The sequence below is a fragment of the Rhizomonospora bruguierae genome (genome assembly GCF_018397995.1).
Taxonomy (GTDB): domain Bacteria; phylum Actinomycetota; class Actinomycetes; order Mycobacteriales; family Micromonosporaceae; genus Rhizomonospora; species Rhizomonospora bruguierae.
This window is the reverse complement of sequence record NZ_BBQH01000082.1, coordinates 42,111-52,905: the sequence shown is the minus strand read 5'-3', so window position 1 is coordinate 52,905 and position 10,795 is coordinate 42,111. Positions and strand designations below refer to the sequence as shown.

The 10,795-nt window shown below is 72.2% G+C and carries 13 protein-coding genes; all 13 read left to right on the top strand.

The genetic code is table 11. The features are described from left to right. The first annotated feature begins 337 nt into the window (after positions 1–337). The 13 genes from KJS59_RS27135 to atpA all read left to right on the top strand — a co-directional run bounded on the left by KJS59_RS27135 (position 338) and on the right by atpA (position 10,792). Entirely contained in the window at positions 338–1,531 is a 1,194-nt protein-coding gene (locus KJS59_RS27135) for a nitric oxide synthase oxygenase (protein WP_213456148.1), read from the top strand. 123 nt (positions 1,532–1,654) lie between these two features. After that, the gene (rpmE, locus tag KJS59_RS27130) at positions 1,655–1,885 is read left to right on the top strand and encodes a 50S ribosomal protein L31 (protein WP_213456146.1); all 231 of its coding nucleotides are present in this window, start codon (positions 1,655–1,657) and stop codon (positions 1,883–1,885) included. Positions 1,886–1,976: 91 nt separating this feature from the next. Next, entirely contained in the window at positions 1,977–3,083 is a 1,107-nt protein-coding gene (gene prfA / locus KJS59_RS27125; RefSeq protein WP_249714949.1) for a peptide chain release factor 1, read from the top strand. Between the two features lie 220 nt (positions 3,084–3,303). Beyond that, entirely contained in the window at positions 3,304–4,161 is an 858-nt protein-coding gene (gene prmC / locus KJS59_RS27120; protein WP_376771280.1) for a peptide chain release factor N(5)-glutamine methyltransferase, read from the top strand. Positions 4,162–4,192: 31 nt separating this feature from the next. Next, entirely contained in the window at positions 4,193–4,837 is a 645-nt protein-coding gene (locus KJS59_RS27115) for an L-threonylcarbamoyladenylate synthase (RefSeq protein WP_213456156.1), read from the top strand. 1 nt (position 4,838) lies between these two features. After that, positions 4,839–5,471, top strand: a complete 633-nt coding sequence (locus tag KJS59_RS27110; protein WP_213456142.1) for an arsenate reductase/protein-tyrosine-phosphatase family protein — start codon at positions 4,839–4,841, stop codon at positions 5,469–5,471. Positions 5,472–5,669: 198 nt separating this feature from the next. Then, positions 5,670–6,062, top strand: coding sequence for a hypothetical protein (locus KJS59_RS27105; RefSeq protein WP_213456140.1), 393 nt, complete (start codon positions 5,670–5,672; stop codon positions 6,060–6,062). A 359-nt stretch (positions 6,063–6,421) separates the two neighbouring features. Next, the gene (locus tag KJS59_RS32360; protein WP_249714945.1) at positions 6,422–6,523 is read left to right on the top strand and encodes an AtpZ/AtpI family protein; all 102 of its coding nucleotides are present in this window, start codon (positions 6,422–6,424) and stop codon (positions 6,521–6,523) included. A gap of 21 nt (positions 6,524–6,544) precedes the next feature. Further along, entirely contained in the window at positions 6,545–7,345 is an 801-nt protein-coding gene (atpB, locus tag KJS59_RS27095; protein ID WP_249714943.1) for a F0F1 ATP synthase subunit A, read from the top strand. A gap of 97 nt (positions 7,346–7,442) precedes the next feature. Further along, on the top strand, positions 7,443–7,670 hold the full coding sequence (gene atpE, locus KJS59_RS27090; RefSeq protein ID WP_213456136.1) for an ATP synthase F0 subunit C: 228 nt from the start codon (positions 7,443–7,445) through the stop codon (positions 7,668–7,670). A gap of 30 nt (positions 7,671–7,700) precedes the next feature. Continuing rightward, positions 7,701–8,246 carry a F0F1 ATP synthase subunit B gene (locus KJS59_RS27085; protein ID WP_213456134.1) on the top strand — a complete coding sequence of 182 codons (546 nt, stop codon included), beginning with the start codon at positions 7,701–7,703 and terminating at the stop codon, positions 8,244–8,246. Beyond that, positions 8,246–9,070, top strand: coding sequence for a F0F1 ATP synthase subunit delta (locus tag KJS59_RS27080; protein ID WP_213456132.1), 825 nt, complete (start codon positions 8,246–8,248; stop codon positions 9,068–9,070). Before KJS59_RS27085 ends, KJS59_RS27080 begins: the two co-directional genes overlap by 1 nt. Positions 9,071–9,148: 78 nt before the next feature. Beyond that, entirely contained in the window at positions 9,149–10,792 is a 1,644-nt protein-coding gene (gene atpA, locus KJS59_RS27075; protein WP_213456130.1) for a F0F1 ATP synthase subunit alpha, read from the top strand. The last annotated feature ends 3 nt before the right edge of the window (positions 10,793–10,795 follow it).

Below are 10,795 nucleotides of genomic sequence, written 5' to 3'. Positions count from 1 at the left end.
GCCGGAGGAGCTCGCGATCGTCCACAAGCTGCGCAAGGTGCTGCATTCGCTGGACTCGCAGGCCGCCCTGGATCTGCTGCTGGACCGCCTGAAGCAGACCCGGACGAACATCGAGTTCCTGATGAACATCGCGAAGACGACGCCCGGCGAGTAACCGGGTACGGCTCGCTGTCAAGGGGCGCGGCACGGATCGCACACGCGGTCCGTTCCGCGCCCCCTTGTCGTATCGACGATGAGGCATAAGCGTGTCATGCGCGATTTGCACCCCTTCCGCCGCCCGATACCGTGTGCGACATTCTGCTGACCGGCTGAAGTGGACAGCGCGCGGAGGTGCAGATTGACGGCGGTACCGGGCTACCGGCAGCAACCACCCGTCGAGTGGGACCCGACCACACCGGTCGACCCGGCCGAGGCCGAGGAGTTCCTCCGCCGCTGCCACGCCGAGAACCCGCACTTCGGCCCGGTCGAGCCGCGGCTGGCCGACGTCCGCGCCCGGATCGCCGCGACCGGCACCTACGACCACACGCCCGCCGAACTGACCTACGGCGCGAAGCTCGCCTGGCGCAACTCCAGCCGGTGCATCGGCCGCCTCTACTGGCAGAGCCTCACCGTCCTGGACCGGCGCCACGTGCGGGGCAGCGCCCAGATCTTCTCGCTGCTCGTCCAGCACCTGACGACCGCGGCCGGCGAGGCGCGTCCCGGCCGCGCAGCGGTGCCGATCCGCCCGGTCATCTCCGTGTTCGCGCCGGCGGTGCCGGGTCGGCCGTACGCGCGGATCTGGAACGAGCAGCTCATCCGGTACGCGGGGTACCGCACCGGCGACGGGCGGGTGGTCGGCGACCCGCGGTACGTGGAGTTCACCGAGTCCATGCGCGACCTGGGCTGGCGCGGCAAGGGCGAGGCGTTCGACGTGCTGCCGCTGGCGATCGAGACGCCCGAGGAGGGCGTCCGCCTGTACGACCTGCCGGAGCACGCGGTGCTGGAGGTGCCGCTGGCACACCCGGAACACGACGGCTTCGCCGAGCTGGGCCTGCGCTGGCACGCGGTACCGGCGATCGCCAACATGCGGCTGTCGATCGGCGGGATCGACTACCCGCTGGCGCCGTTCAACGGCTGGTACATGGGTACCGAGATCGGCGCGCGCAACCTCGCCGACGCGGACCGGTACAACCTGCTGCCGGTCGTGGCGCGGCTGTTCGGCCTGGACACCTCGCACGAGGAAAGCCTGTGGCGGGACCGGGCGCTGGTCGAGGTGAACCGCGCGGTGCTGTGGTCGTTCGACCGCGCCGGCGTGCGGATCAGCGACCACCACACGGAGTCCCGGCGGTTCCTCAAGCACGTCGAGCGGGAGGAGCGGTACGGGCGCCGGGTGCCCGCCGACTGGACGTGGATCGTCCCGCCCGTCTCCGGCGGCCTCACCCCGGTCTTCCACCGGTACTACGACGAGATGGACCTGCGGCCGAACTTCCTCCTGGACGCGGAGGCCCTGGAGCTGGGCCGGACGGGTCGCCCCGCCCCGACCCGGGAATGACGCCCGGGGGGCGCGACGTTGCAGACGGCGGTTCACTACACTGGTACACCGCACAGGTTCCGGTTCACGTCCCCGAGCCCGGGGGCGACCCGGCGACCGGCCCGAGAGAGGATCAGCGGCCCCATGAAGTCTGGCATCCACCCGGAGTACGTCGTCACCGAGGTGACGTGCGCCTGCGGTCACACCTTCACCACCCGCAGCACCGCCAAGAACGGCGTCATCCACGCCGAGACGTGCAGCGAGTGCCACCCGTTCTACACCGGCAAGCAGCGCGTGCTCGACACCGCCGGCCGGGTCGCCAAGTTCCAGCAGAAGTACGCCAAGGCGCAGGCCCGCAAGTCCGGCAACAAGTAGCTTCACCGACGGCGCCCGACCCGGCCACCCCGGCCGCGCGGCGGGCGCCGTTCGCATGTTCACGCACCGCCGGCACACCCCTGGAGGATCGATGAGCGCCGAGACCATGGAGGGCTCCGGCCGCCTCGCGGCGCTGCTCGACGAGTACGCCGAGCTGGAGCGGCGACTGGCGGACCCGGCCATCCACGCCGATCAGGCGGCCGCCCGCCGGGTCGGCCGCCGGTTCGCCGAGCTGACCCCGATCCACAAGGCCAGCGCCGAACTGAACCAGGCCCGCGCCGACCTGGTCGCCGCGCGTGAACTGGCCGCCGAGGAGCCGTCGTTCGCCGCCGAGGCGGAGGGCCTGGCCGCCGCGCTTCCCGCGCTGGAGGAGCGCCTCGCCGAACTGCTCATCCCGCGGGACCCCAACGACGGCAAGGACGTGATCCTGGAGATCAAGGCGGGCGAGGGCGGCGAGGAGTCGGCCCTGTTCGCCGGGGACCTGCTGCGCATGTACTCCCGGTACGCCGAGCGGCACGGCTGGGTGGTCGAGGTGCTGGACGACCAGGAGTCCGACCTGGGCGGGGTCAAGGACGTCGCCGTGGCGATCAAGACCCGGGGGGTGCCCGAGGGCGGCAACGGCGTCTGGTCCCGCCTGAAGTGGGAGGGCGGCGTGCACCGGGTCCAGCGGGTGCCGGTGACCGAGTCACAGGGGCGCATCCACACCTCGGCGGCGGGCGTGCTGGTCACCCCGGAGGCCGAGGAGACCGAGATCGAGATCGACCCGGGCGACCTGCGGGTGGACGTGTTCCGCTCGTCCGGCCCGGGCGGCCAGTCGGTCAACACCACCGACTCGGCGGTGCGGATCACCCACGTGCCGACCGGGATCGTGGTCTCCTGCCAGAACGAGCGCTCCCAGTTGCAGAACAAGGACCGGGCCATGCGGATGCTGCGCGCCAAGCTCGCCCAGTTGGCCGAGGAGGAGGCCGCCGCGGCCGCCGCCGACGCGCGCAAGGCGCAGGTGCGCACGGTGGACCGGTCCGAGCGGATCCGCACGTACAACTTCCCGCAGAACCGGATCACCGATCACCGGATCGGCTACACCGCGTACAACCTGGACCTGGCGCTCGCCGGCGACCTGGACGGGGTGCTGGACGCGCTGGGCGAGGCCGACCGGCAGGCCCGGCTGAGCGGCGAAACCGAGTTGACCCGGCGCTGAGCCCGGCCCGGAGGGCTCAGCCCCCGTGGCCCCGCGGCCCGGCGCTGAGCCCTCCGTGGCCGCGCCGCCCCCGGCGCTGAGCTCCCGCCGCCCCGGCGCTGAGCACGCGGGCCGCGCCGCCCGGGCGCGGGTGCCGTCGGGACACGGCCCTCCGGTGGTGCGTCGCCATGCGGCACGCTCCATGATGGTGAGCGTGTCCCACTCGGTCGAAAAGTCACCGGTGCCAGGTAAGCCGCCCGCCCGCGCGGGCCAGGCGCTCGGTTGGTCCGCCCGCGTGTTGGCCGCCGCCGGGGTGGACTCGCCCCGGGCGGACGCCGCGCTGCTGGTCGCGCACGTGCTCGGCGTGCCGCGCGGCCGGTTGCTGGTCGCCGGCGACCTCACCGCCGAGCAGGCCGACCGGCTCGCCGCCCTGGTCACCGCCCGCGCCGGCCGGGTCCCGGTGCAGCACCTCACCGGTACCGTCGGCTTCCGGCACCTGGACCTCGCGGTCGGGCCGGGCGTGTTCGTGCCCCGGCCGGAGACCGAGGCGCTGGTCGGCTGGGCGCTGGCCGCGGCCGGCGCGGCGCCCACGGTCGTGGACCTGTGCAGCGGCTCCGGCGCCATCGCGCTCGCCGTCGCCGACGAACTGCCCGGCGCGGTCGTGTACGCCGTCGAGCGTTCGCCCGCGGCGCTGGCCTGGCTGCGCCGCAACGCGGCGGGCACCCGGGTCGCGGTGGTCGGGGGGGACGCCACCGACCCGGGGGTGCTCGCCGATCTGGACGGCCGGGTGGACCTGGTCCTCTGCAACCCGCCGTACGTCCCCGACGCTTCGCCCGTACCCCCGGAAGTGGCCGACCACGACCCGGCGGAGGCGGTGTTCGGCGGCCCGGACGGACTGGCGGTGATCCGCGGCGTGGTGGCCCGGGCCGCGACCCTGCTGCGCCCCGGCGGCGGCCTGGCGATCGAGCACGACGACAGCCACGGGCTCGCCGTTCCCGAACTGCTGCGCGCGGACGGCCGCTACGCGGACGTCACCGACCACCCCGATCTGGCCGGGCGGCCCCGGTTCGCCACCGCGCGCCGGGTGCTGCCGGAGTGAACCGGTGCGCGCGTGGCAGACTGCACGCGTGATGCTCTACGACTGTCGCAACGTCGCCGAGCGTGACCGGGGCATCGCCGCGGCCATCGACGCGGTCAAGTCCGGCGAGCTTGTCGTCATGCCCACCGACACGCTCTACGGCATCGGCGCCGACGCGTTCGTCCCGCACGCGGTACAGGGGCTGCTCAACGCCAAGGGCCGGCAGAACCCGCCGCCGGTGCTGGTCGGCTCCCGGCACACCCTCGACGGCCTGGTCCTCACCCTGCCCCGGGTGGCCCGGGACCTGGTCGAGGCGTTCTGGCCGGGCGCGCTCACGCTCGTCGTGGAGCACGCGCCGACCCTGCGCTGGGATCTCGGCGCCACCGACGGCACGGTCGCCGTCCGGATGCCGCTGCATCCGGTCGCCCTGGAGGTGCTGCGCGAGACCGGCCCGATGGCCGTCTCCTCCGCCAACAAGACCAAGCAGCCGCCGGCCACCACCGCCGACGAGGCCCGCGACCAGCTCGGCTACGCGGTCCGCGTCTACCTGGAGGCCGGACCCACCCCGGAACCGGTACCCAGCACGATCCTGGACGTCACCGGCGCCGTGCCCCGGGTCCTGCGCGACGGCGCCATCCCGATCGAGAAGCTGCTCGAGGTCGCGCCGGACATCATCCCCGCCGGTCAGGAGGGCTGAGTTGCCGCCGTTCACGGTGCTGCACGTGTGCATGGGCAACATCTGCCGGTCCCCGATGGCCGAGCGCCTGCTGGCCGCCGCCATCCGCCAGCGCGTCGCCGCCGTGCCGGCCGGCGCCGCGCCGCCGACGGCGCTCGCCGACGAACTGCTGCACAGTCACAGCGCCGGCACCGGCGGCTGGCACGCCGGCGAGGAGATGAACCCGCCCGCCGCCCGTCAGGTCCGAGCCCGCGGCGGTGCGGACGGCGGCTTCCAGGCCCGCAAGCTGCGGTCCGAGCACATCGACGCCGCCGAACTCATCCTCACCGCCACGTCGGACCAGCAGGAGTACGTCGTCGCCCTGCGTCCCGACGCCGTCGACCGGACCTTCGTGCTCGGCGAGTTCGGCCGGCTGCTGTCCGCGATCGACCCGGCCGCCCTGCCACCCGCGTCCCCGACCCCCGACGCGCTGTACGCCCGCGGCTCGGCGCTGGTCGCCGCCGTGAACGCCGCCCGCGGCGACGAGCCGCCCGAGCCCGCCGACGACCTGGACGACCCGTGGGGCCGCGGCGACCAGTGTTTCAGCCGGGTCGCCGACGAGATCGAGGACACCGTCCGCCCGTTCGCCGCCCTCCTGCTCCCGGACTCCGTCTAGGCGTTCGATCCGCGCGGCCCGTGGCCCGTGGCACGGCGGCGTGGGCGCGGCGGTCGGGCCGCGGGGGCTACGGCTACGCTTGCCGGGCCTGACCGAGGAGGTGTCGGCACTGGCCGCCAAGTTCTCTGCCCCGCGCGCCCGGTATCCCCGCGCGCGGTATCCCCGTGCCACCCACACGGTGGACGTAGGGGTCACGCCGTGACGAGCCCGTGGCGCCGCCTGCTGCGGCCGGGGCTGGTCGCCTCGGCCGTGCTGCTGGTGGCGGGCGCGGCCGTGGGCGGCGTGCTGGCCGGCCTGTCCGGCGCGGCCGGCGTCGCCGCGGGCGTGCTCCTGGTGGCCGCCAGCTACGCCGCGTCCACACTGGTCATGGCGTGGGCGGACGGGCTGGACCGGCGGATGCTGCTGCCGGTGGGCCTGATGACGTACGCGCTGAAGTTCACGCTGATCGGCGTGGTGATGGCGGGCATCGCCGCGAGCGACTGGGCCGGGCTGAAGCCGATGGGCGTGGGGCTGATCGCCGCGGTGCTGGTGTGGATCACCACGCAGGCGTGGTGGACGTGGACCGCGCGGATCCCCTACGTGGACCTGTAGCCGGCGCACCGGTCACCCAGGGGAACCACCGCCCGGCGGTTCGGTAACCGCCGAAGTTCTGCCACTCGGGGAATCCGTAGCTCAGATCGGGTGATTGTCCGCTATTCGTCCCTGCACGACGGAGGCAAAGGGGAGTAGCGTGTGCGCACAGACGACTCCATTCTGCCCGATACCCGCGCAGCAGAGCTGCGTGGGGGGTGAGTCTCTGCACCTGAAAGCCGGCTGCTATCTTTCCCCTCGACATGGCCGGTGACCAGAAGCCCCCGCCCCCTCCCGCTGGCGATCCAAACAACACCGCTTGGACCGCACTCGGGTACCTGTTGTCGGGTATGGCGGTGTGGGGGTCCGCTGGCTGGCTCGTGGATCGCTGGTTGCACACCGGTGGGATCACCACCGGGGTGGGGATCGTCGTCGGTGTGGCCGGCGGCATCTACCTGGTGATCAAGCGGTTCGGGGCGTAGGGGTAGAGGAGGAGCAGCGCGGTGATCGAGCAGTTGACCGTCCTGGCCAAGGACGATCTGCCCTTCCCGCCCAGCGTGGAAGACTTCTTCCTGCCCGCGATCTACCCGTGGGGGGAGGCCAACTCCCCGTGGGTCACCAAGTTCACCGTGCTGATCTGGCTCGCGGTCGCGGCCCTGATCGCGTTCTTCCTGCTGGCCTACCGCAAGCCGAAGCTGGTGCCCACCCGCGGGCAGTGGATGGCCGAGTCGGTGTACGGGTTCGCCCGGGACAACGTCGCCAAGGAGATCATCGGGCACGAGGGCGTGCGGTTCGCGCCCTACCTGGCGACGCTGTTCAGCTTCATCCTGCTCACCAACATCTTCGGGATCATCCCGTTCATTCAGATCTCGCCGATGTCGCACATCGCGTTCCCGGCGTTCCTGGCGATCATCTCGTACGTGCTCTACAACGCCGCGGGCATCAAGAAGCACGGGTTCTGGCGCTACCTCAAGTCGCAGACCATGCCGCCGGCACCGAAGGTGCTCTACCCGCTGCTGATCCCGCTGGAGTTCTTCTCCAACCTGGTGCTGCGGCCGTTCACGCTCGCGCTGCGGTTGTTCGCGAACATGTTCGCCGGCCACATCATCCTGCTGGTGTTCACGCTGAGCGGCTTCGTCCTGCTCGCCTCGGACAACTTCTTCATCAAGGCGATGTCGCCGTTCGCCTGGCTGATGGCGATCATCCTGACCCTGTTCGAGCTGCTGGTCGCGGTGCTCCAGGCGTACGTGTTCACCCTGCTGACCGCGGTCTACGTGCAGACCTCGATCGCCACGGACCACTGAGGCCGCGTCGCACTGTGGACCCAGTAGACCCAGCGCCCCAGTAAGTAGTCAGACGTCCGTGTGAGGCGTCCTCACACGCGATAACAGGAGGAATGAAATGACGGATCTCGCCGCGGTCACGGGCAGCCTCGCCGCGATCGGTTACGGCCTGGCCGCCATCGGCCCGGGCATCGGTATCGGGCTCGTCTTCGCCGCGTACATCCAGGCCACCGCCCGCCAGCCGGAGTCGGTCGGTCTGACCCGCACCTACCTCTTCCTGGGCTTCGTCCTGGTCGAGGCGCTCGCGCTGCTGGGCATCGCGTTCGGCTTCGTCTGGGCCAAGTAGGGCCCGCCCGGAAGACCACCGGAGGTTTGCATGGTGAACTACGCCGCCGAGGGCGGGCACAACCCCGTCTTCCCCATCTGGCAGGAGATGGTGATCGGCCTCATCGCCTTCGCCGTCCTCTGCTTCGTGCTGATGAAGTTCGTCTTCCCGCGGATGGAGCAGACGTTCCAGGCTCGGGTCGAGGCGATCGAGGGCGGGATCAAGCGCGCCGAGGCGGCGCAGGCCGAGGCGAACCAGCTGCTGGAGCAGTACAAGGCGCAGCTGGCCGAGGCACGCACCGAGGCGGCGGGCATCCGGGACCAGGCCCGGGCGGACGCCGAGAGCATCCGGGCGGACGTGCTGGCGAAGGCCCGCGAGGAGTCCGACCGGGTCATCGCGGCCGGCCGCGAGCAGCTGACCGCCGAGCGGCAGAGCATCGTGCGCGAGCTGCGCGGCGAGGTCGGCGGCCTGGCGGTGGAGCTGGCCTCCCGGATCGTCGGCGAGGCCCTGGCCGACGAGGCCCGTCGGCGGGGCACGGTGGAGCGGTTCATCAGCGAGCTTGAGCACGCCGCCCCGCAGAGCTCGGGGGCCCGCTGATGCCCGGCGGGGCCGGCCGCGAGGCGTACGCCGCCGCGGCGGAGCGCCTCAACGAGGTGCTCGGGCGCGCCGACGCCGCCACGGTCGGCACCGCGGCCGACGAGATCCTCGCGGCGGCCGTCATGCTGGGCCGCGAGCCCCGGCTGCGCCGGGCGCTGGTCGACCCGTCCCGGGCCGCCGACGAGCGGGCCGGGCTGCTGCGTACGCTGCTGTCCGGCAAGGTCAGCGACACCGCGGTGGAGCTGCTGGCCACGCTGGTGTCCGGCCGCTTCTCGGCCCCGTCCGAGCTGCTGGACGCGGCCGAGCGGCTGGGCGTGGAGGCGCTGCTCGCCGGCGCGGACTCGGTCGGCGAGCTGGCCGAGGTCGAGGACGAGCTGTTCCGGTTCGGCCACGTGGCGGACGCCAACCCGGCGCTGGCCGGGGCGCTCGGCGACTCCACCACCCCGGTGGACCAGCGGATGACGCTGGTCCGGGAGCTGCTCGAGGGCAAGGCGCTGCCGGTCACGGTGCGGCTGGTGCAGGTGGCCCTCGCGGGGTTCGGGGGTCGCAGCGTCACCGGTGGGCTGAGCCGGCTGGTCGAGCTGGCCGCCGAGCGGCGGGACCGGCAGATCGCCTACGTCACCGTGGCGGCGCCCATCAGCGACGGGGACGAGCAGCGGCTGGGCGCCAAGCTGTCCGAGTTGTACCGTAGGGAGGTCTCCGTCAAGGTTTCGGTGGAGCCCCGCGTTCTGGGCGGTATGAGCGTCCGGGTGGGCTCGGACCTGTACGACGGTACGATCCTCCGCCGCCTCAACGAGACCCGTCACGCGCTGACCGGGCGCTGAGCCGCGCGGCTCGCCCGGCGCGCGACGCCGCCGTACCCGCCTTCGTCTACCGACGCTGAAGATAAAGAGGACGCACAGATGGCCGAGCTGACCATCTCGACCGAGGAGATCCGGGGCGCGCTGGAGCGCTACGTCTCCTCGTACACGCCGGAGACCTCCCGCGAGGAGGTCGGCACCGTCACCGACGCCGGTGACGGCATCGCGCACGTCGAGGGCCTGCCCTCGACGATGGCCAACGAGCTGCTGGAGTTCGAGGACGGCACGCTCGGCGTGGCGCTGAACCTGGACGTCCGCGAGATCGGTGTCGTCATCCTCGGCCCGTTCGAGGGCATCGAGGAGGGGCAGCAGGTCAAGCGGACCGGCCGGGTGCTCTCCGTGCCGGTCGGTGACGCCTTCCTCGGCCGGGTGGTGAACCCGCTGGGCGAGCCGCTGGACGGCCAGGGCGAGATCGCCAACGAGGGGTACCGGGAGCTGGAGCTCCAGGCGCCGAACGTGATGGCGCGGCAGAGCGTCACCGAGGCCCTCCAGACGGGCATCAAGGCCGTGGACGCGATGACCGCGATCGGCCGTGGCCAGCGCCAGCTGATCATCGGTGACCGCCGCACCGGCAAGACCACGATCGCGCTGGACGCCATCCTGAACCAGCGGGCGAACTGGGAGTCCGGGGACCCGAAGAAGCAGGTGCGCTGCATCTACGTGGCGATCGGCCAGAAGGCCTCCACGATCGCGTCGGTCAAGGGCACCCTTGAGGAGCACGGGGCGATGGAGTACACCACCATCGTCGCCTCCCCGGCGTCCGACCCGGCCGGCTTCAAGTACCTGGCGCCCTACTCCGGCTCGGCCATCGGCCAGCACTGGATGTACGCCGGCAAGCACGTGCTGATCGTCTTCGACGACCTGACCAAGCAGGCCGAGGCGTACCGCGCGGTGTCGCTGCTGCTGCGCCGCCCGCCGGGCCGCGAGGCGTACCCGGGCGACGTGTTCTACCTGCACTCCCGGCTGCTGGAGCGGTGCGCGAAGCTCTCCGACGAGATGGGCGGCGGCTCGATGACCGGCCTGCCGATCATCGAGACCAAGGGCAACGACATCTCCGCGTTCATCCCGACCAACGTCATCTCGATCACCGACGGGCAGATCTTCCTGGAGACCGAGCTGTTCAACCAGGGCGTCCGGCCGGCGATCAACGTCGGTACCTCGGTCTCCCGGGTCGGCGGCGCGGCGCAGGTCAAGCCGCTGCGTAAGGTCGCCGGCCGGCTGCGCCTGGACCTGGCGCAGTACCGGGAGCTGGAGGCGTTCGCGGCGTTCGCCTCGGACCTGGACCGCGCCTCCCGCAACCAGCTCGAGCGGGGCGCCCGCCTGGTGGAGCTGCTCAAGCAGTCGAACTACTCGCCGTACCCGGTCGAGGAGGAGGTCATCTCGATCTGGGCCGGCACCGAGGGCAAGCTGGACGACGTTCCGGTGGCCGAGGTGCCGCGCTTCGAGCGGGAGTTCCTGGAGTACCTGCGCCACTCGCACCGCAACCTGCTGGAGAGCGTCGCCGCGGAGAACTGGGACGACGACGTGATCGGCGGCCTGGACAACGCGGTCGGCCAGTTCAAGCAGATGTTCCTCGCCCAGGACAACACCGTGCGGATCAACGAGCCGGAGGCGGAGGCGGCCGAGGGCGAGCACGACCAGGAAACGGTCACGCGGTATACGGCGCCGCCGGCCGAGAAGCGGTAGCCC